Raw genomic sequence first — 23,712 nt, 5'->3', positions numbered from 1 at the left:
CACAGCCTCTGATCGTCGGGAGCCCCGGAGCGGATGGCCGGCGGGGCGGATGCAGTGACGATACCCGCCACGCGGTATCGGCACTCGGAAAGAAGCTAGCGGCAACCGCCCGCCCCTGTCCATGGCGGCCGTCATCATGGCTGCAAAGATCGCATCCGGGCCGCGATCAGCCCGGCTTCCCGCCATCATCCGGCGCGGCGCCGCTGTCGGTGCCGGCGGTAAAGCCGTCCAGCCGACCGCGCGATCGCAAGACCAGCGGCAGTTGCGGCTGGTCACGCTCGGCCGCATAGTCGGCGATGCCACGCGCACCGCCGATCAGCCCCGCCGCCTTCAACTCGTCGAGACCCGGCAGATCGGCCAGCGATGCCAGATCGAAATGGTCCAGGAAATGCGGGGTCGTCACCCATTCCAGCGGCCGGCCGACCACCTGCCTGCGGCCGCGCGGCCGCACGAACCCCGCCTCCACCAGCAGGTCCAGCGTGCCCCGTGCCAGGGCGACGCCGCGGATATCCTCGATCTCGGCCCGGGTCGCCGGCTGGTGATAGGCAATAATCGCCAGCACCTCCAGCGCCGCACGACCCAGCCGGCGGGGCTCGATCACCCGCGCCTGAAGATGGGCTGCCAGATCGGGTGCGGTGCGGAACGCCCAGGCATCGTCGCGGCGCACCAGCTCGATGCCGCGGCCGGCATAATCGGCGGCCAGGTGTTGCAGCAGCATATCCACCGGTGCACCGGCCGGCAGATATTCGGCCAGACGGGCACGGGGCACCGGATCGGGGCTCGCGAACAGCACGGCCTCGATCACCCGCATGGCATGGCGGTGCCCCGACGCGTCATCACGACCCGGCGCGTCATCACAAGAAGCGTCATCGGCCATCATGGGTGGCTGGTCGTCAGTCATGCGGCCCCTCCCCATCGACAGGCGCGGATGTGGCATCACGGTCCGGGTGGATCATCAGCCGGGCCCCTGGCCGGGCCTGCGACATGGCGAGTTGGCCCTGCCGCGCCAGTTCCAGCACCGCCACGAAGCTGGCCGCCAGGGCCGCGCGGCGTTCCAGCCGGCGCACCCGGGCCGCTGCCGCCTGCCCCGCCGCAACCGTCAGTTCATCCGCCCCGTCATCACCCGCCGATGACGATGCGCCGGCCGATACCGGCAGGGCCGGAAGCAGGGCGATCAGCGGCACCCAGCGCCTTGGCAGGCCCGGCAGCATCGCCTGAAGCCGCTCGATCGCCTGATCGATGGTCATCAGCCGCGATGGCGTCACCGTCAGCACGCTGCGGAAGCGGCGCTCGGCGATGCGGGCATAGGCCGCGATCAGATCGCCCAACCCGTCGGTTGCCTGGCGCTGCACGATCCGGCCGGGCGTGTCGGCGCCACCGGTGGGAAAGCGGTCCAGCCACAGAAGCGGACGGCCGCGCAACGCCTCGCCCGCCCGCCGCATCGCCTCCAGCCGTCGCAGGCGCTGGGCCAGCGCCTGGGCCATCTCCTCGGCACTCGGCTCGTCCTCGTCGCCGGGGGCATTGGCATCGGGCAGCAGCAGCCGCGATTTCAGATAGGCCAGCCATGCGGCCATCACCAGATAATCGGCCGCCAGTTCCAGATGCATCCGGCGGGCGGCCGCGATGAAGCCCAGATACTGATCGGCCAGACGGGTGATCGAGATGCGGGCCAGATCGACCTTCTGGTCGCGGGCCAGCGACAGCAAAAGATCGATCGGCCCCTCAAAGCCGTCGAGGTCCAGCACCAGTTGCATCGGCCGTCCGGCGCCCGGCGCCGCAGTGTCGGCGATGCCTGGATCCGTCATCCCTCAGTCGCCGATCAACCCGCTCAGCGCCTTGCGGTCGGCGGCGGAATCGATGCGGGGCTGACGGCGCCTGGCCGACCAGGCCGCCGCGGCATCCAGCCGGCGCCGGGCCTCGACGGCGACCGGCGCCACGGCCTGAAGCACGGCACGGGTCTCGGCGGTGGCACCGCTGCAATGCAGAACCGCATCGCAGCCGGCGGTCAACGCCGCCACAGCGCGCGACGGCATGTCGCCATCCAGGGCATCCATGCAGACATCGTCCGACAGCAGCACGCCGTCGAAACCGATCTCGCCGCGGATGATCTGCGAGATGACCGCGGGTGACAGGGTCGCCGGCAGGTCTGGATCGATCGCCGGATAGGCGACATGGGCGGTCATCGCCCAGGGCAGCCGGTTCAAGGCCACGAAGGGCGCGAAATCGGCCGCCCGCAGATCGTCCAGCGACGCATCGACCACCGGCAGTTCCGCGTGGCTGTCGGCCGCCGCGCGTCCATGACCGGGGATGTGTTTCACCACCGGCTGCACGCCGGCCTCGCCCAATCCCGCAGCCATAGCGCCGGCCAGTGCCGCCACTTTGACCGGGTCGGTCCCATAGGCGCGGTCGCCGATCACCTCATGGGCGCCGGTGAAGCGGACATCGGCCACCGGCGCGCAATTGACGTCGATGCCAAGCGCCAGAAGATCGGCACCGATCAGCCGGCCCACCAGCCGTGCCGCGGTCAGCCCAGCCGCGGGATCCCTGCGGTGCAGATTGCCGATCGCCCCCGCCGGTGGCAGGGCATGCCAGAGCGGCGGCTTCAGCCGGCGGACCCGCCCACCTTCCTGATCGATCAGCACGGGCGCATAGGGATTGCCCACCGCGTCGCGGAATTCCGCGACCAGAGCCGCCACCTGTTCCGGCGTGTCGACATTGCGGGCGAACAGGATCAGCCCCAACGGCTGCTCGCCAGCGATCATCGCGCGCTCGTCAGCCGTCAGCCGGTGCCCCTGGCAGCCGATGATCACCGGCTTCACGCCGGGCGGACAGCTCGGAGAGGCGGCGCTCATGGTGCCACCGGGAAGCAGGCGAGCTTGGCCTTGGCGAACCGCTCGCACAGCGCCTTGGCGGCACCACCATCGGCAAGCGGGCCGGCCTGGAGTCGATACAAGGTTCCCTTGTCCTTCACCTTGACCGGAACGATCGCGGGTTGCAGCCCGGCGACCAGTTCCTTGTTGCGGGCGCGCAGCGTGTCCCAGCCCTTGCGGGCCGCGGCCTCGTCGCTGAACGCGCCCAGCTGGATCTTCCATCCGGCGATGCCCGCGGTGGCATCGGCCCCGGTGCGCACATCGCGCAGATCCGGCGCCTTGGGCGGCTCGACCGGCTTTGGCGGCTCGACGGGTTTCGGGACGTCGACCGGCTTTGGCGTCTCGACCGGCGCCGGCGTGGGTTTCACCGCCTGGGGCGCTGGTGTGGCCGGCGCTGGTATGGCCGGTGCTGGTGTGGCCGGTGCTGGTGTCGCGGCTTCTGGCGCCACCGGCGCGGGTGCAGCTTCAGATGGCGCCGCTGCCTGCGGCTCTGCCGGCAGCCCGGTGGTCTGATCCGGCATCGGGTCAGGCGCCATGGCCTCGCCCGCATCGGCCAGCGCCGCCTCGTCATCGGACGGCTCGGGCAGGATCGGCTCTTCCGGCGGCGGCAGCAGGCGTTCGACCGGCGCCCGCTCGGGTTCCGACGACGGCGCGGTGCCACTGCCACCCAGGGCGTCATAAACGGTCTTGTCGCGATGCGGCACATCCATGCCGCCCGGTTCCTTGGGCAGTGTTTTCATCGGCGTCGAATCGGCGGCGATCAGCGGCGGCGGTGCGTCACGCATCGAGGCGTCGCGCTGGTCGAAGGCGTACCAGACCAGGCCCGCGAACAGCAGCGCCGCCGCCGCCACGGCGAAGGGGCGCAGCCGGTGCCGGCGCGGCGCAAGCCGGGTGGCCGGTTCGAACGCCTCGGTCCGCGGTGGTCGCGGCCCGCCGGCGGGCCGCCGCGGCTCGGCGCGAAGCCCGCCTTCGTCGTCGTCACCGTTGAGCGGCGGTTGCGCCATCAGTGCAGCTCCTCGACCGGTTGGACACCCATCACCTCCAGCGCCGATGCGATGACCAGGCGGGCCGCCTCGATCAACGCCAGACGGGCGGCGACCAGTTCCGGATCGCCGGCGACGATGATCCGCAGGCTGTCATCCTCGCGGCCGCGCGTCCACAGCGCATGAAGATCCGCCGCCAGATCCTGGAGATAAAACGCGATCCGGTGTGGCTCATGGGCCTCGGCCGCCCCCTGAATCAGCCGCGGCCATTCGGCGATCCGGCGGATCAGCGTCAGCTCCGCGTCATGGGTCAGCCGGTGCAGCGGCGCCGTTCCGGCCGCCGGCACCGCCACGCCGACCTGCTCTTCGGCATTGCGCTGAACCGAGCGGGCGCGGGCATGGGCGTATTGCACATACCAGACCGGATTGTCGCGCGACTGCTCCACCGCCTTTGCCATGTCGAAATCCAGCGAAGCGTCGTTCTTGCGGGTCAGCATGATGAAGCGGACAACGTCGCGGCCGACCTCGTCCACGACCTCACGCAGGGTCACGAAGGTGCCGGCACGCTTCGACATCTTCACGGGCAGGCCATTGGCCATCAGATTGACCAGTTGGCAGAGCAGGACGTCGAGTTCCGCATGGCCGCCGGAAATCGCCTTGACCGCCGCTTTCATCCGCTTGACATAGCCGCCATGGTCGGCCCCGAGCACATCGATCTGCTCAGGCCAGCCCCGCCGGTATTTGTCGAAATGATAGGCGATGTCGGCGGCGAAATAGGTGTAGCTGCCATCCGATTTCTTCAGCGCCCGATCGACGTCATCGCCGAAGGCGGTGGCGCGGAACAGGGTCTGGGGTCGCGGCTCCCAGTCATCGGGCAGCTTGCCCTTGGGCGGCTCCAGCACGCCTTCATAGATATGGCCGGCATCGGTCAGCGTCTTCAGCGCGGCGTCGATGGCGTCGCCGTCATGCAGCGCCTTTTCCGAACTGAACACATCATGAACCACGCCCATCGCCGCCAGATCCTCACGGATCAGCGTCATCATCGCCTCGACCGACCGGGCCTTGAACAGCCCCAGCCAGTCGGCGTCCGGCGCATCGAGGAACCGGTCGCCGAATTCGGCGGCGAGCGTCTGCCCCAGCGGTACCAGATAATCGCCCGGATACAGGCCGGCCGGGATCTCGCCGATCGTCTGGCCCAGCGTCTCGCGATAGCGCAGATGAACCGACCGGGCCAGAACCTCGATCTGATTGCCGGCGTCGTTGATGTAGTATTCGCGACAGACGTCATAGCCGGCCTTGATCAGCAGGCTGGCCAGCACATCGCCGACCACGGCACCGCGAGCATGGCCGACATGCATCGGTCCGGTCGGATTGGCCGAGACATATTCGATGTTCACCCGGCGTCCGGCGCCGATGGCGAGCGTGCCATAGCCGGTCCCGGCGGCGAGCACGTCGCGCACCAGCCCCTGCCAATAGGCGGGCAGCAGACGCAGATTGACGAAGCCGGGCCCCGCCACCTCGACGCCCTCGACATCGCCATCGGCGGCAAGCCGTCCGGCCAGCAGGGTCGCGATGTCGCGGGGCTTCATCCGGGCCGGCTTGGCCAGTACGAGGGCCGCATTGGTGGCAAGGTCGCCATGGGCCGGGTCGCGCGGCGGCTCGACCGCGATCGCCGCGGTGGCAAGGCCCTGCGGCAGCAGCCCTTCGGCGCCCAGTGCTTCGACGATGCCGACGATCCTGGCGCGAAACTCTTCGAAGACGCTCAACATCACGTCCTGACGAATGGGTTGAACAAGGTTTCATATTCGTCGCGGGCAAGACGGTCGGTCATGCCCGCCACATAGTCCACGACCACACGGGCCGTCACAGCGGTTCCAGGCCCGTCGGTCCGCTCACGCCAGCCATCGGGCAGGCATTCGGGTTCGGCCAGAAACAGCGCCACCAGATCGCGCACCACCCGACGTGCCTTCGACGTCATCCGGTTGACCCGGACATGCCGATAGACAGCACCGAACAGATACGACTGGATCGCGCGCCTGTCTTGGTCCATCTGGGCGGAAAACGCAACCGTCGGCGCGCCGGCGTGGCGTGCATCATCGGCATGGTCGATCTTCGCGGCAGCGATCCGACCGCGGGTTTCCTCAATCAGATCAGTCACCAGACGGTCGATCAGCCGGCGCAGAAGCTCGCCGATCAACCGGCGCTGCTCAAGCCCGGGATACTCGGTGATCAGCCCTGCCAGCAGCGGCCCCACCAGCGGCAGTCCCGCCACCTGGTCCATCGACAGCAGCCCGGCACGCAGGCCATCATCGATGTCATGGGCGATATAGGCGATGTCGTCGGCCAGAGACGCGACCTGCGCCTCGATCGACGGCCAGCCGTCGAGGTCGAGCGGCTTCACAGCCGCGATCGCCGCCAGCGTTTCCGACACGACGGGCGGGCGCTGTCTGGGTGCGGCATGGGGACCGGTCAACGGGCCGTTATGCTTGGCCAGACCCTCGATCGTCTCCCAGGTGAGGTTCAGGCCGTCGAAGGCGGCATAGCGGCGTTCGAACATCGTGACAACGCGCAGCGCCTGGACATTGTGGTCGAAGCCGCCGAAGGCCGCCGCCGCCTGCGCCAGGGCGTCCTCGCCCGCATGGCCGAAGGGCGGATGGCCCAGATCATGGGCCAGCGCCACCACCTCGGCCAGATCCTCGTCCAGCCGCAGCACCCGCGCGATGGTGCGGCTGATCTGGGCGACTTCCAGGCTGTGGGTCAGGCGGGTGCGGTAATGGTCGCCCTCATGGCTGACAAAGACCTGGGTCTTGTACATCAGCCGCCGGAACGATCGGGCATGCACCACACGGTCCCGATCGCGCTGAAACGGCGATCGGATCCGGCTTTCCGGTTCATCGATCAGGCGGCCGCGGGCCGGGCGGCAGGCATAGGGGGCCAGATGGTCGGCGTCGGAGATAGGCAAGGCAGCGACCTTCGGGCAGATGCGGTTCAGAGTGGGCGGGCAGATGCGGTTCAGAGCGGGCGGGCAGATGCGGTCAGCGGGTGCGCGACGCCAAGGCTACCCCCAAGACCGGCCTGCTTCAACCACGGCCCCGAATACCGACGGCCTCCGGGTGCTGGCACCCAGAGCCCGCGCAGAACAGCCCTGCCCCCGATCTGGTTGACCTGCCCCCCCGCCTTGCCTACATGATGGGGCAACGCGGCGACAGTTCCGGCCGCCGGTCCAGATTTTGTCAGGAGGTCATCCATGGCCGCTTCCGACGCCACCGATACCCTGGTCAGCAGCAGCGCGCCCGCGGGTGGTCTGCCGCCATTGACCCTGAGCGAGCGGGCCGCGCGCCATATCCGGCGGATTTCCGACAAGGAAGGCGCGCCGGTGCGGTTGCGCATCGCGGTCTCCGGCGGCGGCTGCTCGGGCTTTCAGTATGAATTCTCGATCGACAAGGGCGCGGTCGGCGCCGATGACGTGGTCATCGCCCGCGATGGCGCGGAAGCCCTGATCGACGAGGCCTCGATCCCGTTCGTGCTGGGCGCCGAGCTTGACTTCACCGAGGATCTGACCGGTTCGCGCTTCGCGATGACCAATCCCAACGCCACGGCCTCGTGCGGCTGCGGCACCTCGTTCAGCGTGTTCTGAGCGGCGGGCCCCCGGTTGATCATCGCCACCTGGAACGTCAATTCCCTGAAGGCCCGCCTGACCCATGTCCTCGACTGGCTGGGCGAGGCGAAACCCGACATCGTTCTGCTTCAGGAACTGAAGCTCGAAACCGACCGCTTCCCGGCCGCCGAGATCGAGGCTGCCGGCTATCACGCCGTGGCGCATGGCCAGAAGACCTATAATGGTGTCGCCATCCTGGCGCGCGCACCGATCCGCGACGTCACCCGCGGCCTGCCCGGCTTCGACGACGACCAGGCCCGCTGGATCGAGGGAACCGTGGCGCTGGGCGACCGCGATATCCGGGTCGCCAGTTTGTATCTGCCCAATGGCCAGTCGGTGACCTCGGAGAAATTCCCCTACAAGCTCCGCTTTCTGGATGCCTTCGAAGCTCATGCCCGGACGATGCTTGCCGATGCCGCGCGGCCGGCGGTGATCGGTGGCGACTTCAACATCGCGCCCGAAGCAGTTGATCTTTATGACCCCAAGGGCTGGGCCGGCGATGTGCTGTTCCATCCTGAGGAACGCCGCCGCTATCGCGCCGTGCTGCATCAGGGCTGGACCGACGCCTTCCGCGCATTGCATGCCGAAGCCGGCCGCTACAGCTGGTGGGATTACCGCGCCGGCATGTGGCAGAAGGATCATGGTCTGCGCATCGACCATCTTCTGCTGTCGCCCGAAGCCGCCGACCGGCTGGAGGCCAGCGATATCGACCGCAGCCCGCGTGGCCGCGAGAAGGCATCGGACCACACGCCGGTCTGGGTGCGGCTCGCCGACAGCATGCCCGCCGGCGCGCCCTATGGCCCCCCGGATGAACTGATCGAAACCGCCGCCGCCGGCTGAACCAGCCGCTTTCGCTCTGTCGCAGAAATGGCATATGATCACCCGCCAATCGCCCTGTAGTGGGGCACCCTGTGATGGGGCGCCCTGTGATGCGGCACCCAGTGATGCGGGAGAGACAATGTCTGGCAGCGAATTCGAAGGCGGCTGCTTCTGCGGCGCGGTTCGCTATGCCGTGCGCGGTCGCCCGTGGTGGGTGGTCAATTGCCATTGCAACAGCTGCCGCCGGTCGACGGGCGCGCCATTCTCCACCTATGGTTGCTGGCCAGAACGGCAGTTCGATCTGCTGGCCGGCCGGCCGTGCCGCCATGACGGCGGCAACGGTACGGTGCGCGATTTCTGTGCCAATTGTGGCACCACCCTGACGCTGCGCGGCCGGCGCTGGCCGGGCGAGGTTCACATCCTGACCGCCAGCCTGGACGACGCCGCAGATTTCGCGCCCAGCATGCATGTCTGGACGGAGGATGCCTTGCCCTGGGTGGCGCTGGGCGGATTGCCGTCGTCGCCCCGCAGCGGCTGATCGTGCTTGACCGGCTTAAGCTCATTCTGACTATATTAATGGGACACCGGCTTCGGCCGGTTTTTCCGGTCCATATAAATGCTCGATTTGAGCATAAACGTCAGCCGTCCCACAGCCGGACGGCGACAGGAGATGCCCGATGGCCAGCCTTCAGCCCGCCCGCGCCGCCCGTCCCATCCCGATGCCGCCAATGCTGCGCCATGTGATGCCCGAGATCGAATGGGCGGTTCATGCCGAAGATGTCGCGGCGATCCGGCAGTTGAAGCAGGATCGCGACGCGATCATCCTGGCCCATAACTACCAGACGCCCGAAATCTTTCATGGCGTGGCCGATATCGTCGGCGACAGCCTGGCGCTCGCGCGTGAGGCGGTCACCGCCAAAGCCTCGGTGATCGTTCTGGCCGGCGTGCACTTCATGGCCGAGACCGCGAAGATCCTGAATCCCGGCCGGACGGTGCTGATCCCCGACGCGCGCGCCGGCTGCTCCCTGGCAAGTTCGATCACCGCCGCCGATGTCGCGGATCTGCGCGCGCGCCATCCCGGCGTGCCGGTGATCACCTATGTCAACACCTCGGCTGAGGTGAAGGCCGCATCCGACATCTGCTGCACCTCCGGCAACGCGCTGAAGATCGTGGAAAGCCTGGGCGTGCCGCGGGTGATCATGATCCCCGACGGTTATCTGGCCCGCAATATCGCCGCCCGCACATCGGTCGAGATCATCACCTGGGAGGGGGCCTGCGAGGTTCATGAGCGCTTCACCCCGGCCGATATCGCCGAGATCCGCGCCGGTCATCCCGGTGTCGCCGTCGTTGCCCACCCGGAATGCCCACCCGAAGTGGTGGCGGTGGCCGATTTCGCCGGATCGACCGCCGAGATGATCGATTTCGTCGCCCGCGACCGGCCGAAGCGGGTGGCGCTGATCACCGAATGCTCGATGAGCGACAATGTCGCGGCCGGCTTTCCTGAGATCAGTTTCGTGAAGCCGTGCAATCTGTGCCCGCACATGAAGCGCATCACCCTGCCCGGCATCCGCCATGCGCTGGAAACCCTGACCCATGAAGTGACAGTGCCCGATGCCATCGCCGCCGGCGCCAGGCGGGCGGTGGACCGCATGCTGGCGGTGCGGTGATGACCGGCCCATCCCTTCGCGGATCATCGACGCCACAGGCCGTGGTCGTCGTCGGGGCCGGTGCCGCCGGGCTCGCCACGGCGCTGAAACTGGCGCCGCTGCCGGTTCTGGTGCTGTCGGCGGGCCCGATCCTGGCAGACCAGCCGGGGGCAGGCAGTGCCGCCACCGGCTGGGCACAGGGCGGGATCGCCGCCGCGATCGACGCGGACGACCATCCGGGCCTGCATGCCGCCGACACCATCGCCGCCGGCGCCGGACTGGTCGATCCGGCGATGGCGGCGCGGATCACCGCCGCAGCACCTGCCTGTATCGACTGGCTGATGGCGATCGGCACCCGTTTCGACAGCGATGCATCCGGACGCCCGACCCCCGGCCTGGAAGCGGCCCACAGCCGGCCCCGCATCCTGCATGCCGGCGGCGATGCCACCGGACACGCGATCCTGGCCGCCCTGCTCGTCCGCGCCCGCGCCACACCCTCGATCCAGATCATCGAACACGCAAGGGCCACGGCCCTGTACCGCGATGCCGCGGGCGGTATCGCCGGGCTGGGTGTCACCATCGCCGACCGTCCGGCCACCATCGCCGCACCGGCCGTGGTGCTCGCCACCGGCGGCATCGGCGGTCTTTATGCCGCGACCACCAATCCACCCGGTGCCACGGGCAGCGGGCTCGCCCTGGCCGCAGGTCTGGGTGCCCGGCTGCGTGACCTGGAATTCGTGCAGATGCACCCGACCGCGATCGATATTGGCCGCGACCCGATGCCATTGGCCTCGGAAGCCCTGCGCGGGGCCGGCGCGGTGCTGATCGACGACCGGGGCCACCGTCTGATGGCCGGGGTCGATGGCGGCGATCTGGCGCCGCGCGACGTGGTGGCACGTGCGGTCGCCGCCGCGACCGCCCAGGGCCGGCGGGTGTTCCTGGACGGCACCAAGGCCATCGGGCGCGATTTCGCCCGACGCTTCCCCAATGCCCATGCCGCATGCGTGGCCGTGGGGCTGGACCCGGTGCGGCAGGCGATCCCGGTTGCTGCCGCTGCCCATTACCATATGGGCGGCATCGCCGTGGATGGTCGCGGCCGGACCTCGATCGATGGATTGTGGGCGGTGGGTGAAGTGGCGGCCACCGGGCTGCACGGCGCCAATCGCCTGGCGTCGAACTCGCTGCTCGAAGCCCTGGTCTGCGGGGGCTGGGCAGCCGAGGACATTGCGGGACGGCTGCCCGCAGATCAGCCATCCGGCGCCATGGAGGTATCCGCCAGTGCGTCGATGGCCGCCCCGACCAGCCGGAGTCGGATGATCGCCCGAACACTGCGCCGGATGATGACCGCCACCACCGGCACGATCCGCGACCGGGACGGTCTCGACCGCATGATCGCCCAGGCGGATGCGGTGATCGATGATCCGACCCTGCCCGGCACATTGCACGACCGTGCGCTGGTCTGCCGGCTGATCGCCGAGGCGGCCCGCAACCGGCCAATCAGCATCGGTGCCCATTATCGCCGCGATAGCGGTGCCGGCGATGACAGTGCCCCCGCATGGCAGCCGCCCCTTAAGCGTTCCGCCATCATCAGTCAGCATGCCCATCCATAAGCCGCGGGAAGCGAGCCCCATGAACCAGACCAGCATCGCCACCGAAATCGACCTGCCGCCATTGCCCGACATCCTGACCGAACCGGTGGTGCGGGCAGCGCTGATCGAGGATCTGGGCCGGGCCGGCGACATCACCAGCATGGCGGTGATACCGGCCGATGCCCGCCTGCGCGGCACCATCGCCACCCGCCAGCCGGGCGTGATCGCGGGGGCCGGCATCGCGGCGCTGGCCTTCCGTCTGCTCGATCCGGCCATCCGCGTCGACATCCAACGGCCCGACGGCACGCGGGTCGCGGCCGGCGATGTCGTGCTGACCATCGACGGTCCCGCCCGGTCGGTGCTGGGGGCGGAACGGGTGGCGCTGAACCTGTCATCGCGGCTGTCGGGCATCGCCACGGCCACCGCCGGGCTGGTCGATGCCGCACGGCCCCACAAGGCGCGCATCACCTGCACCCGCAAGACCACGCCGGGCCTGCGGGCGCTGGAGAAATATGCCGTGCGGGCGGGCGGCGGCGCCAATCACCGCTTCGGCCTGGATGACGCCGTATTGATCAAGGACAACCACATCGCGGTCGCCGGCGGCGTGACACAGGCAATCACCCGCGCCCGCCGCAGCATCGGCCATCTGGTGAAGATCGAGGTGGAGGTGGACCGGCTGGACCAGTTGATGCTGGCGCTGGAGGCCGGCGTGGACGCCGTGCTGCTCGACAACATGACCCCTGGCATGCTGGCGGACGCCGTGGCGATCACCGCCGGCCGGGCGATGACCGAGGCATCGGGCCGGATCAGCCGAGACACCGTCGCCGCTGTCGCCGCAAGCGGGGTGGATCTGATCTCGGCGGGCTGGCTGACCCACAGCGCGCCGATCCTCGACCTTGGTCTCGATGTCGGCTGATCGACCGCAGACACCCGCACTGTAAACGATTTCTCAATGATGTTCCGCTATGCATGCCCCATTGAGTATCACAGCGGCGGACACAACCCATCGTGGCAGGCCAGGGCGGCATTGATGAGGAAAGGCGGTCCAGCACGGTCGCGAGACTGCTGCTCGACGCGTCGGATCAGGATCTGGTCGACTTCGTCGAACTGGTGGCGACACCGGCTTTCGTGATCGATGCCGTGGCCGATGGCTTCGTGTTCCGGGCCAGCAACAGCCTGCACGAGCAGGCGACCGGCATGGACCGCGCGACGATGATGGGCCGGCGCATGGACATGCCGCTGATGGCCGATATCTCGGCACAGGTCGTGCCGAATTACCGGATCTGCATGACCTCCCGGCAGATCCAGACCTATGACGAGTGCCTGACGATGCCGAACGGCGTGCGCTGGTGGCGCACCACCCTGATTCCGGTGCCGTCACCGGACGGTTCGATCAGGCGCATCTTCGGCTCGGCGCTGGACATCACGCCCCTGCATGACCTGGAAGAGCGGGCGCGCCGGCTCTCGGCCGATCAGGATGCCCTTCAGGCACGCCTGACCCGAACCCTGCGCACCGCCGTCGATGCCCTGGCAACCGCCGTGGAGACCCGCGACCCCTATACCGCCGGTCACCAGCATCAGGTGTCGGAACTGTCGGTCGCCATTGCGGTGGCACTGGGGATCGACCAGGAAACCCGCGAGATGATCAGGCTGGGCGCGCTGCTGCACGATGTCGGCAAGCTGGGCATCCCGACCAGCCTGCTGGTGAAACCCGGCCGGCTGATCGACGAGGAACTGGCCCTGATCCGCGCCCATGCCCGTATCGGTGCCGACATGACCGGCAATCTGGACCTGCCGCAGACGGTCCGTCTGATCATCTCAAGCCATCACGAACGGCTGGACGGCAGTGGCTATCCGTGCGGCCTTGCCGGCTGCGACATCCCGCTGCCGGTCAGGATCGTGATGGTCGCCGATGTCGTCGACGCCATGCTGACCGACCGGCCCTATCGCCGGCATCTGACCCTGTCGGCGGTGGAAGCTGAACTGGCGCGCAATGACGGGCGCTGCTATGACCAGGACATCGCGGCCGTGGCACTGGCGGTCGTGCGTGGCGACATGCCGGGTTTCACCCTGCCCGACAGTTGGATGTTGCAGCGCATCCCCCGCGCGATGGCATGATGGTCGTCCAGAAAAGCGCATCGGCCCTGGCGCCGGCCGCCGATGCACCACGCCCGGGAGGACGACCCGATGCCCCGCAATCCCCTCGACGACTTCACGGTCGATCGTACCCTGATCGACACGATCGGCCACGATCTGCAGCGCCCCGAATGCATTCTGGCCGAACCCGACGGCACGCTGTGGGCGGCGGATGCCCGCGGCGGTGTGACGCGCATCGCCGCCGATGGCAGCCAGCACTTCATCAGCCAGCGTGCCGATGCTCGCTTCGCCACGGCCGATCAGACGTCGACAGCGGCACTGGAGGCCAAGTTCACCCAGGGCACCCTGCCCAATGGCCTCGCCTTCGCCCGCAATGGCGACATCCTGATCGCCAATTTCGGCACCGATCTGCTGGAAGTGATGTCCCGCGACGGCATGGTGCGCACGCTCCATGACCAGATCGACGGCCAGCCGATCGGCAAGGTGAATTTCGTTCTGCGCGACACGAAGGACCGCGTCTGGCTGACGGTCTCGACCCGGGTCAATCCATGGACCACGGCAGCATTGAGCCGTGTCAGCGACGGCTATATCGCGGTGATGGACGAACACGGTCTGCGGGTCGTGGCCGATGGCTTCGCCTTTACCAACGAGATCCGGTTCGATGCCACAGAGAGCTGGCTGTATGTCGTGGAAACGACCGGGCCGCATATCAGCCAGATGCGGGTGGTGGAAACCCCGCAAGGGGTGACGCTCACCGACCGCGAGATCTTCGGCCCCGGCCATCTCGGCGGACCGCCCGACGGCATCGCCTTCGACGCCTATGGCAATCTGTGGTGCACGTTGATCATGGTCGACCGTCTGGTCGCCATCACGCCCGAGGGCGATCTGCGCATCCTGCTGGATGACGGCGATCCCGACATATCGCGCACCTATATGGCAAAGATCGACCAGGGGACCGCCACGGTCGACGACATGATGATGGCGCAGGGCACCCTGGCGCCGTGGATGGCCAGCGTCACCTTCGGCGGTCCGGATCTGCGGACAGTGTATCTGGGCAGCCTGAGAGGCACCACGATCCCGTTCTTTCGCGCGCCTGTGGCGGGTCTGCCCATGGTCCATTGGCACGACGCGCGCTGAGACATGCGAACGGCCGCCACCCTTGTGGGCGGCGGCCGTTCGTGACCGCATTCAGATCTGACGGATGATCACGCCTGGCGCATGGCCTGAACCCGTGCCAGCGCCGCAACCAGAGCCGCACGATCGGCCACGGCCTGCTCCCGGCGCTCGCGATTCTCCTCCACCACCTCGGCCGGCGCCTTGGCGACGAAGGCCGGATTGTCCAGCCGCTTGTCGATGCCGGTGATATCGCGATCCAGCCTGGCGATTTCGCCGTCCAGCCGTTTGGCCTCGACCGCGACGTCGATCACCGATGCGATCGGCAGCAGCACGACCTCGCCGCTGACCAGCGTCTCGACGGTGCCGGCGACCTCGCCCTCGACGAAATCGACCGCCTCGGCACGGGCCAGCCGGCCGATGGCGTCACCATGGGTGGCGGCACGGGCGCGGGTGACGTCCGATGCGGCCCGGAATAGCACCGGCACGCGGGCGGCAGGCGGCACATTCAGTTCCGAGCGCACGCTGCGGACGGCCGACACCACCTCGATCAGCCAACCGATTTCGGCATCGGCGGCCGGATCGGACAGCGTCTTCGGATCGAGCGCGGGCCATTGGCCGTTGATCGCGGTGCCAACACGGCTGCCGGGCCGCGTCGCCCACAGCTGCTCGGTCATGAACGGCATCATCGGGTGCAGCAGCAACAGGATCTGGTCCAGCACCCAGGCCAGCGTCGCGCGGGTTTCGGCCTGCACGGCACCACTGTCGCCGCCCTGCAGAACCGGCTTCGCCAGTTCCACATACCAGTCGCAGACGATATCCCAGGTGAAGCGATAGGCGGCCTGCGCCGCCTCGTTGAAGCGGAACGCCTCCAACCCCTCGGTGACCGCGGCAACCGCGCGCGCGGTCTCGCCCACGATCCAGCGGTTCAGCACATGGGTCACGGCCGAGGGATCGAACCCCTCAATGCTCTCGGCGCCGTTCATTTCGGCGAAACGGGCGGCATTCCACAGCTTGGTCGAGAAATTGCGATAGCCGGCGACCCGGGCCTCGGCCAGCTTGACGTCACGGCCCTGAGCCGCCAGGGCCAACAGGGTGAAACGCACCGCATCGGCGCCGTATTTGTCGATCAGATCGATGGGGTCGATGACGTTCCCCTTCGACTTCGACATCTTCTGGCCCTTCTCGTCACGGACCAGGGCATGGATATAGACGGTGCGGAACGGCACGTCGCCCATGAAGTGCAGACCCATCATCATCATCCGGGCGACCCAGAAGAAGATGATGTCAAAGCCGGTGACCAGCACGTCACCCGGATAATAACGGGCAAGCTCAGGCGTCTGTTCGGGCCAGCCCAGCGTGCCGAACGGCCAGAGCGCCGAGCTGAACCAGGTATCGAGCACGTCGGTATCCTGGCTGAGCGTTACCGCCTCGCCATAATGGGCCAGCGCCGCGGCACGGGCTTCGGCCTCGGTTTCCTCGACGAACACCGCACCGTCCGGGCCGTACCAGGCCGGCACCCGATGTCCCCACCAGATCTGGCGCGACACGCACCACGGCTGGATGTTGCGCATCCAGTCGTAATAGGTGTTCTCCCACTGCCGGGGCACGAAGACGGTTTTGCCGCTTTCGACCGCCTCGATCGCCGGACCCGCCAGCTTCGGCGCATCGACATACCACTGATCGGTCAGCCACGGCTCGATCACCACGCCCGACCGGTCGCCGTAAGGCACCGTATGGGTGACCGGCTCGATCGCCTCAAGCAGACCGGCGGCCTCCATGTCGGCTGCGATCCGCTCGCGCGCCTGGAAGCGGTCGAGCCCGCGATAGGCGGCGGGGATCACCGCATCGGTCACGATCCGGCCGTCGGCGTCGAGCACGTTGATCATCGCCAGATCATGGCGCCTGCCGACCTCGAAATCGTTGAAGTCATGGGCAGGCGTGATCTTGACCGCGCCCGATCCCTTCTCGGGGTCGGAATATTCGTCGGCGACGATCGGAATCCGCCGGCCGGTCAGCGGCAGCAGCACCTCGCAGCCGATCAGGTCGGTATAGCGCTCGTCGGTGGGGTGCACCGCAACCGCCGTGTCGCCCAGCATGGTTTCGGGCCGGGTGGTCGCGACCACGATATGACGGCCGGACCCGTCGGCCAGTGGATAGCGCAGGTGCCAGTAATGGCCCTTCACCTCACGCGGCTCGACCTCAAGGTCGGAAATCGCGGTCTTGAGCTTGGGATCCCAGTTGACCAGCCGCTTGTCGCGATAGATCAGCCCCTGCTTGTGCAGGGTGACGAACACCTTGCGCACCGCATCCGAGAAGGCCGGGTCCATGGTGAAACGCTCGCGCGGCCAGTCGGCCGAGGCCCCGAGCCGGGTCAACTGATCCAGGATGCGGCCGCCGGACTGTTCCTTCCAGGCCCAGATCCGCTCGATCAGCCCGTCGCGGCCGACGTCGTTGCGGGTGATCCCCTGCTCGGCCAGTTGACGCTCCACGACCATCTGAGTGGCGATGCCGGCATGGTCGGTGCCCGGCTGCCACAGCGCATCGCGGCCGGTCATCCGCCGATAGCGGGTCAGCGCATCCTGAATGGTCATGGTCAGCGCATGGCCGATATGAAGGCTGCCGGTCACATTCGGCGGCGGCATCATGATCGTAAAGGGGGCGCCATCGGCCTGCGTGTCCGCCTGGAAGGCGCCGCTCCGGCGCCAGCCCTCATAGATCTCGGCCTCGGTGTCCTGAGGCCGGAAGGTCTTGTCCAGCATACCGTTCCGTTCCGCTGTCTTCTGGGGCGGCAGGCCAGAGCGATGACGCGGCCCATCCGCCGATCGATGCATCCGCAGTCGATGCGGGGCCGGACCCGGCCTGCCACAGGCCATGATCCGGGCCGGTGGCAGGCCATCAGGCCCGGCGGAATATCAGAGAGGTGGCGGCGGAACCGCGCCCGCCAGACACCGGTGCCGCGCTCACGGGCGCAGCGAGCGTTCTACCAGCCGCTGGATTTCCTCGCGGACCAGTTGTTCGACCATCGGCGGCAGGTTGTGGTCCAGCCAGTCCTTCAGCAGCGGCCGCAGGATATCGGCCACCAGATCCTCAAGCGTGCGGCCGCCGAAGGCCGCTTCAGGCCGGCGCTGATCGCCGCCGCCGCCCACCAGAGCCTGCCCCAGGCTGGCGAAGGCCGCGACCGTCGCGGCACTTGCCGCCTGCGACATCAGGCCCTCGCCCGACGGGGCTGCCGCCGGCTGCGGCCGGGGTGCGGGCCGGGGTTCAGGGACGGGCTGTGGTTCGGGCTCCGGATCGTCGAATGCCGCCTCGTCATCGGCGTCATTCAGCATATCCCATGGATCCTCGGCCGCAGGTGCCGCCGCCGGCTTGGCGGACGCAGGCTTGGGCTTGGGCTTGGGCTCGTCATCGAACATGTCGTCATCCGCACTGGCAGCGAAGCTGGGACCGCGCGCGAAGTCGTCGTCGAAGTCGTCATCCGCGGCCATGTCATCGCCCGGGTCCGGTTCCGGCTCAGGCGCCGGATCATCGAAGGGATCGGGCTCGACCACATCGATCAGGTCGAGCACATCCTCACGGTCATCCCGGCGTGCGGGTGCGGCCGCCGGTGCGGCTTGTGCCGCCGCGCCACCCTCCTCACCGTCTTCTTCGGCGATGATACGCCGGATGGAGGCGAGAATTTCCTCCATCGACGGTTCCTGGTTCTGAGTCCTGTCGGTCATCGGCCCCTTGGGGCTCCTCACGCGTGTCCGGTTGCCGCCACTCTAAGGCAGTCGGCGGATGAATGCCAGCGACGACGAGCCGGCCCCGCCTGTGACGGGGCCGGCTCGCTGGCTGGATCCGGTGTGGTTGCCGCCGCTCAGTCGCCGGTGCCCCACCAGGCGTCGCGAACTTTGCGGTAGTTGTCCTGCGGGTCATAGACCGGCGTGGTCGCCGACACCGCGGCGATGTCAAGGGCGCCGATCGCCGCCGCCAGCTGGAAGCCGGCAACGATCACGTCGCGCTGGGCGCCGACCAGATTGACCCGGGCCTGAAACAGCTCCTGTTCGGCATCCAGCACATCCAGCGTGGTGCGGGCGCCGACGGCTGCCTCTTCACGCACACCTTCCAGGGCGATGTCGGCCGCGCGCACGGCGGCGTCGATCGATACGATCGACGCCCGCGCCGATTGCAGCGTCTCCCAGGCGGCGGTGGCGCCCTCGACGGCCTGGCGCTCGGCGGTCATCAACTCGCCGCGCCGCTGGGCACGGGTCTCCTTGGCCTGACGGATGCCGGAAAACTCGCTGCCGCCCTGATAGAGCGGGACGGTCAGCTGGGCCACGACCCGGCTGTCCTCGGTGCGGTCGAGCGCATAGGAACTGTCGCGCTCGCGCTGATGGCTGCCGACCAGAGAGACCTGCGGCATGCGGGTCGCCTGGGCCGACTGCACCTGCTGCTCGGCCACCTCGACCGTGAAGCGGGCCGAGCGCACCGATGGATTGTCATCGCGCGCCCGCGCAATGGCATCGGGACGCGACATCGGCAGGTCGGGAAAGGCGCGCGGGACTTCGAGCGCCTCGGGCGCCTGCCCCACGACCCGCATATAGGTTGCCTCGGAACTGGCCAGTGCGCCGCGCGCGCGGGTCAGATCGGCCTGGGCCAACGCCAGTCGCGCCTCGGCCTGCGCCACATCGGTGCGGGTCACCTCGCCCACCTCGAAACGATCGCGCGTCGCCTGAAGTTGCCGCTCCAGAACCTTGATGTTATTGACATTCAGCTCAACTACAGACCGGTCGCGATAGACGTCGCCATAGGCGGTCGCCGCCTCGCGCAGCACGTCCTGCTCAATGCTGCGGACCTGCTCCCGCGTTGCCATCACCTGTGCCTCGGCCTGACCGAGCTGAGCATCGACCCGGCCACCGGTCCACACCGGCTGCGTGACCTGGAGGGTGACGGATCGGGGATCCGTGCCGTAAGTCTTGCTGTCCCCCGCCGACGTCCCGGCACGGCCGGCGCTGCCCTGCACCTGCGCCTGCGGCCGGCGACCAGCCAGGGCGGTGGGCACGTTCTCGTCAACCGCCCGCAACTGGGCGCGCGCCGCATCGATCCGGGGATTGGTGACATAGGACGCGACCAGCGCATCCTGAAGCGTTTCCGCCATGGCAGCCAACGGCGTGGCCAGCATCGTGCCGGCAGCGAGCACCGCTGCAAGTATCGATCGTCTCACCGTCCCATCCCTCGCTTGCGCAGATGGCACACCATGATCGGGACCGCCCGCCTCCGGACACGCCCGAAGGCGCGCTCTCCCCCGGCGTTCGGCGGCCAGTGGCCTAGAAAACGAAGCCGACCGTCTTGCGGAAGGCCGACAGGACCGGCGTCGCCGCGTCGAACAATGTCCGCCGCGCGATCGCCCCCGCATAATTGGTGAACAGGGTCGCATGGCCGACGCGGCCCTTGTCGTTCATGACCGCGACCAGACGGCCGCCATCGGCCAGTTGGTCGAGCAGCGCCTTGGGTTCCACCTCAAGCGCACCCTCGACGACGATCACGTCATAGGGTGCCTGGGCGGCATAACCCTCGGCCAGCGGGCCGGTGATCACGGCAGCGTTCTGAACGCCCAGTTGCTCGATCAACTCGCCTGCCTGTTCGGCCAGTTCGGTCTGTTCCTCGACCGCGACCACGGCCGACGCCAGTCGCGCCAGAACCGCCGCCGAATAGCCGGCACCGCAGCCGATATCGAGCACGGCTTCGTGGGACCGGATATCGGCCGCCTGAAGCAGACGCGCAAACAGCATCGGCTCCATCAGGAACCGGCCATAGCCAATGGCCACATCCTCGTCGACATAGGCGACGGCGCGGTGGCTGACAGGCACGAACCGCTCCCGCGGCACGGTGCCCATGGCATCGAGCACACGGTCATCGGTGACCCTGTTCGGGAGGAGCTGGGTCAGCACCATGTTACGGCGGGCATCGCTATAGTCGTGCATGCTTCGGCTCTCGGCTGCTTCCGGTCGGTCCGGCGGCGCTGCGCGAACGGTGGCGCATCGCCCGCAACTTATACCGGGGGCGCGGGGGGATGACAATGACGGGGACACAAGCTTGTCACCGGACACCCTGCGAAGGCCTCTTCCAGCACGAACAATCCCGGCCACGATGGCATCATGGGCACATGGCATGGGCCGTGACTGTGACGCCACGCACGGTTACACTGTTTTCGCGGATCGTGATGATCCGATGACGAAGCAGGGGTTGACCACACCCTGAGACGCCTCTATAAACCCGATCCGTCGAGGGGTGCTGCGGACTGCGGAAACGCAGGCGGCAGAGCCTGGAACATCAGCACGGTCTGCCTGTTCAGTACCAGAGATGGCGTCATGCCGGAGATGGTACGGCGCCAGAGATCATGTTGGACGACAAGCCCGGTGGCCGGGTAGCAAAGTGGTAATGCAGGGGACTGCAAATCCCCGATCGGCGGTTCGACTCCGCCCCCGGCCTCCATCTTCTCGTCAGACATTGATCAGGGACGATCGATGAAAATCGATCTGGACATGACGGCCAGATGGTGATAAAAGCACGCCCCACAGACGAAGGCTATCACTGATCCCCGATAGCTCAGTAGGTAGAGCAGGTGGCTGTTAACCACCTTGTCGCTGGTTCGAGTCCGGCTCGGGGAGCCACTTCAAAAAAGACCTTCGCCGTTATGCGGCGAGGGTCTTTTTTTGTGCATCAATCCGCGACCCACCCCGGAAGGCACGGCCATGGCGGTCGCCTTCAGGAGGTCGACCAGGGAATGATTGCCCCGAATACGCGAAGAACCCCGGCGCCATAAAGCCTGTGCGATATATCCCGAAACCGCGGTTTTCTGCGGGCTTCACGGCAGCGTATGCCGGTTCACAAAGCCCGGTCGACACGCTAGGCTGGCCGCGCCGGCGCTCGTGACCGGCGGGTCGCTTCGGGGGGAGCGGCACCCGACGAAATGTCTTCATCCGCTTTCCGATGGCGCGACGGGCGCCATCGCCGCGGCGCCCCGAACGGGACCGCGTTCCTATGCTGAGACCAAGGGAGGATTCATGCGCGGCCAGATGATGGACACGCCGCTTCTGATCGCACCGCTGATCGAAACGGCCGCCAAGTTTCACGGCGATGTCGAAATCGTGTCGCGGACCTGCGAGGGGCCGATCCACCGCTATACCTATGCGGATGCGTACAGCCGCGTTCAGCAGCTCACCAACGCCCTCGCCTCGCGCTTCGGCATCGGCATGGGCGACCGGGTCGGCACGCTTGCCTGGAACGGCTATCGGCATTTCGAGGCCTATTTCGCGGTGTCGGGCTCGGGCGCGGTTCTGCACACGATCAATCCACGCCTGTTCCTTGAACAGATCGAGTACATCATCAATCACGCCGAAGACCGCGTGATCCTGGTGGACCTGACTTTCGTTCCGATTCTGGAAAAACTGGCCGGCAAGATGCCGACCGTGGAAGCCGTGGTCATCCTGACCGACCGGGCGAACATGCCCGAGACGACGCTGGTCAACGCGATCTGCTATGAAGAGCTGATCGCCGACCAGCCCGCCAGCTTCGAGTTCCCCCGGTTCGACGAGAACACCGCCTCATCGCTGTGCTATACCTCGGGCACCACGGGCAACCCCAAGGGCGTGCTGTATTCGCACCGCTCCAACGTGCTGCATTCCTATGGCATCTGCATGGCCGACAGCCTGGCCGTGTCGGCCACCGACGCCGTGCTGCCGGTGGTGCCGATGTTCCATGTGAACGCCTGGGGCCTGCCTTATGCCTGCCCGATGGTCGGCGCCAAGCTGGTGTTCCCCGGCCCGCGCCTGGATGGTCCGGGGCTGGCCGAGCTGATCGAGATGGAACGCCCGACGATTCTGGCCGGCGTGCCCACGGTGTGGCTGGCGCTGCTGAACCATCTGGACGAGATCGGCGTCAAGATGGAAGGCGTGCGCATCGCCGTGGTCGGCGGCTCGGCCGCGCCGGAAGCGATGATCCGCAAGTTCCAGGAAAAGCACGGCACCTTCCTGCTGCATGCCTGGGGCATGACCGAGACGAGCCCGGTCGGCACCACCTGCACCTTCAAGGCCAAGCATCTGGGCTTGAGCCAGGAGGCAAAGTACAAGCTTCAGACCAAGATCGGCAAGGCGGTCTATGGCATCGACATGCGGATCACCGACAGCGACGGCAACAACCTGCCGCATGACGGCGTGGCATTCGGCCATCTGAAGGTCCGCGGCCCCTGGGTGCTGAAGACCTATTTCCGCCGCGAGGACGAGACGATCCTGGACGATGACGGCTGGTTCGACACCGGCGACATCGCCACCATCGATGCCGACGGCTATGCCCAGATCGTCGACCGGTCAAAGGACGTGATCAAGTCGGGTGGCGAATGGATCAGCTCGATCGACCTTGAAAACGCCGCCGTCGGCCATCCGGACGTCAAGGAAGCCGCGGTCATCGGCGTCGCCCATGACAAATGGCAGGAACGCCCGCTGCTGCTGGTGATCCCGCGCGAGGGTGCCACGCTCGACAAGCAGGGCATGCTCGACTATCTGGAAACCCAGGTGGTGAAATGGTGGCTGCCCGATGACGTGATCTTCGTCGACGAGCTGCCGCACACCGCCACCGGCAAGCTGCTGAAGATGAAGCTGCGCGAAGCCTATGGCGACTGGCTGACCAAAAAGACTGATTGATCAGATCAAAGACGGCAAAAGGCGGCCTTCCTGCGGAAGCCGCCCTTTGCCGTCAATTCTGATGGAAATGGGGCCTGATGGACATGGGGCCTGATGAACATGGGGGATGCAGCCTGTCAGGGCCACATCCCCCGTCGACTTCCGGGGGGAACCGGCAGCCATCCGTGAAGGATGACACGCCCGGACGGAAGCATCGTTGGCGGCACGGTCCCACCTGATCCCCCGCGGCACTCGCGGCGGCGGGCGGGCACCA

At 67.6% G+C, this 23,712-nt stretch carries 19 protein-coding genes and 2 tRNA genes; 11 read left to right on the top strand and 10 right to left on the bottom strand.

Annotation, left to right across the window (positions count from 1 at the left end; genetic code table 11):
• Nucleotides 1-166 precede the first annotated feature (166 nt).
• Genes scpB through IEW15_RS02665 form a run of 6 tightly spaced genes read right to left on the bottom strand, consistent with a single transcriptional unit; the run spans nt 167 to nt 6,815 of the window.
• Nucleotides 167-901, bottom strand: a complete 735-nt coding sequence (gene scpB, locus IEW15_RS02690) for an SMC-Scp complex subunit ScpB (RefSeq protein ID WP_229707762.1) — start codon at nt 899-901, stop codon at nt 167-169.
• On the bottom strand, nt 894-1,805 hold the full coding sequence (locus IEW15_RS02685; RefSeq protein WP_188574622.1) for a segregation and condensation protein A: 912 nt from the start codon (nt 1,803-1,805) through the stop codon (nt 894-896). The genes scpB and IEW15_RS02685 overlap by 8 nt, the downstream gene beginning before the upstream one ends.
• 3 nt (nt 1,806-1,808) lie before the next feature.
• A complete protein-coding gene (gene nagZ / locus IEW15_RS02680) occupies nt 1,809-2,852 on the bottom strand; it encodes a beta-N-acetylhexosaminidase (RefSeq protein ID WP_188574619.1) in 1,044 nt (347 codons plus the stop codon).
• A complete protein-coding gene (locus IEW15_RS26280) occupies nt 2,849-3,874 on the bottom strand; it encodes an SPOR domain-containing protein (RefSeq protein ID WP_188574617.1) in 1,026 nt (341 codons plus the stop codon). The genes nagZ and IEW15_RS26280 overlap by 4 nt, the downstream gene beginning before the upstream one ends.
• Nucleotides 3,874-5,619, bottom strand: a complete 1,746-nt coding sequence (argS, locus tag IEW15_RS02670) for an arginine--tRNA ligase (protein WP_188574615.1) — start codon at nt 5,617-5,619, stop codon at nt 3,874-3,876. Before argS ends, IEW15_RS26280 begins: the two co-directional genes overlap by 1 nt.
• A gap of 2 nt (nt 5,620-5,621) precedes the next feature.
• On the bottom strand, nt 5,622-6,815 hold the full coding sequence (locus IEW15_RS02665; RefSeq protein ID WP_188574613.1) for a deoxyguanosinetriphosphate triphosphohydrolase: 1,194 nt from the start codon (nt 6,813-6,815) through the stop codon (nt 5,622-5,624).
• Nucleotides 6,816-7,100: 285 nt separating this feature from the next.
• On the opposite strand from IEW15_RS02665, the gene IEW15_RS02660 reads away from it, so the two are divergent.
• The 8 genes from IEW15_RS02660 (at nt 7,101) to IEW15_RS02625 (ending at nt 14,799) form a co-directional block, all read left to right on the top strand.
• On the top strand, nt 7,101-7,490 hold the full coding sequence (locus tag IEW15_RS02660) for a HesB/IscA family protein (protein ID WP_188574611.1): 390 nt from the start codon (nt 7,101-7,103) through the stop codon (nt 7,488-7,490).
• Nucleotides 7,491-7,505: 15 nt separating this feature from the next.
• Nucleotides 7,506-8,351 (top strand): exodeoxyribonuclease III, encoded by an 846-nt coding sequence (xth, locus tag IEW15_RS02655; protein ID WP_188574610.1) that lies wholly within the window; start codon nt 7,506-7,508, stop codon nt 8,349-8,351.
• Between the two features lie 118 nt (nt 8,352-8,469).
• The gene (locus tag IEW15_RS02650; protein ID WP_188574608.1) at nt 8,470-8,868 is read left to right on the top strand and encodes a GFA family protein; all 399 of its coding nucleotides are present in this window, start codon (nt 8,470-8,472) and stop codon (nt 8,866-8,868) included.
• A gap of 139 nt (nt 8,869-9,007) precedes the next feature.
• A complete protein-coding gene (gene nadA / locus IEW15_RS02645; RefSeq protein ID WP_188574607.1) occupies nt 9,008-9,997 on the top strand; it encodes a quinolinate synthase NadA in 990 nt (329 codons plus the stop codon).
• Nucleotides 9,997-11,586: an L-aspartate oxidase gene (locus tag IEW15_RS02640; protein WP_188574605.1), complete on the top strand. Its 1,590-nt coding sequence runs from the start codon at nt 9,997-9,999 to the stop codon at nt 11,584-11,586. Before nadA ends, IEW15_RS02640 begins: the two co-directional genes overlap by 1 nt.
• 19 nt (nt 11,587-11,605) lie before the next feature.
• Entirely contained in the window at nt 11,606-12,481 is an 876-nt protein-coding gene (gene nadC / locus IEW15_RS02635; protein WP_188574603.1) for a carboxylating nicotinate-nucleotide diphosphorylase, read from the top strand.
• A 92-nt stretch (nt 12,482-12,573) separates the two neighbouring features.
• Nucleotides 12,574-13,683 carry an HD domain-containing phosphohydrolase gene (locus tag IEW15_RS02630; protein ID WP_188574601.1) on the top strand — a complete coding sequence of 370 codons (1,110 nt, stop codon included), beginning with the start codon at nt 12,574-12,576 and terminating at the stop codon, nt 13,681-13,683.
• Nucleotides 13,684-13,752: 69 nt separating this feature from the next.
• Nucleotides 13,753-14,799 carry an SMP-30/gluconolactonase/LRE family protein gene (locus IEW15_RS02625; RefSeq protein WP_188574599.1) on the top strand — a complete coding sequence of 349 codons (1,047 nt, stop codon included), beginning with the start codon at nt 13,753-13,755 and terminating at the stop codon, nt 14,797-14,799.
• Nucleotides 14,800-14,867: 68 nt separating this feature from the next.
• On the opposite strand, the gene IEW15_RS02620 is transcribed toward IEW15_RS02625, so the two are convergent.
• From IEW15_RS02620 to IEW15_RS02605, 4 genes are all read right to left on the bottom strand, one after another.
• The gene (locus IEW15_RS02620) at nt 14,868-17,537 is read right to left on the bottom strand and encodes a valine--tRNA ligase (protein WP_188574597.1); all 2,670 of its coding nucleotides are present in this window, start codon (nt 17,535-17,537) and stop codon (nt 14,868-14,870) included.
• Nucleotides 17,538-17,738: 201 nt separating this feature from the next.
• Nucleotides 17,739-18,497 carry a DUF2497 domain-containing protein gene (locus IEW15_RS02615; protein WP_229707761.1) on the bottom strand — a complete coding sequence of 253 codons (759 nt, stop codon included), beginning with the start codon at nt 18,495-18,497 and terminating at the stop codon, nt 17,739-17,741.
• A gap of 137 nt (nt 18,498-18,634) precedes the next feature.
• Nucleotides 18,635-19,981 (bottom strand): TolC family outer membrane protein, encoded by a 1,347-nt coding sequence (locus IEW15_RS02610; protein WP_188574595.1) that lies wholly within the window; start codon nt 19,979-19,981, stop codon nt 18,635-18,637.
• Between the two features lie 103 nt (nt 19,982-20,084).
• Nucleotides 20,085-20,741, bottom strand: coding sequence for a protein-L-isoaspartate O-methyltransferase family protein (locus tag IEW15_RS02605; protein WP_188574593.1), 657 nt, complete (start codon nt 20,739-20,741; stop codon nt 20,085-20,087).
• A 437-nt stretch (nt 20,742-21,178) separates the two neighbouring features.
• Here IEW15_RS02605 and IEW15_RS02600 point away from each other — a divergent pair.
• The 3 genes from IEW15_RS02600 (at nt 21,179) to IEW15_RS02590 (ending at nt 23,459) form a co-directional block, all read left to right on the top strand.
• Nucleotides 21,179-21,252 (top strand) — tRNA-Cys (locus IEW15_RS02600).
• Between the two features lie 103 nt (nt 21,253-21,355).
• A tRNA-Asn gene (locus IEW15_RS02595) sits at nt 21,356-21,431 on the top strand.
• 393 nt (nt 21,432-21,824) lie between these two features.
• Complete coding sequence (locus tag IEW15_RS02590) at nt 21,825-23,459, top strand: 3-(methylthio)propionyl-CoA ligase (RefSeq protein WP_188574590.1); 1,635 nt, start codon at nt 21,825-21,827, stop codon at nt 23,457-23,459.
• The last annotated feature ends 253 nt before the right edge of the window (nt 23,460-23,712 follow it).

The organism is Tistrella bauzanensis, from assembly GCF_014636235.1.
In the GTDB taxonomy this organism is placed as follows: Bacteria; Pseudomonadota; Alphaproteobacteria; order Tistrellales; family Tistrellaceae; genus Tistrella; species Tistrella bauzanensis.
The sequence above is the reverse complement of the archived record's forward strand: the minus strand, read 5'-3'. Positions and strand labels throughout refer to the sequence as shown.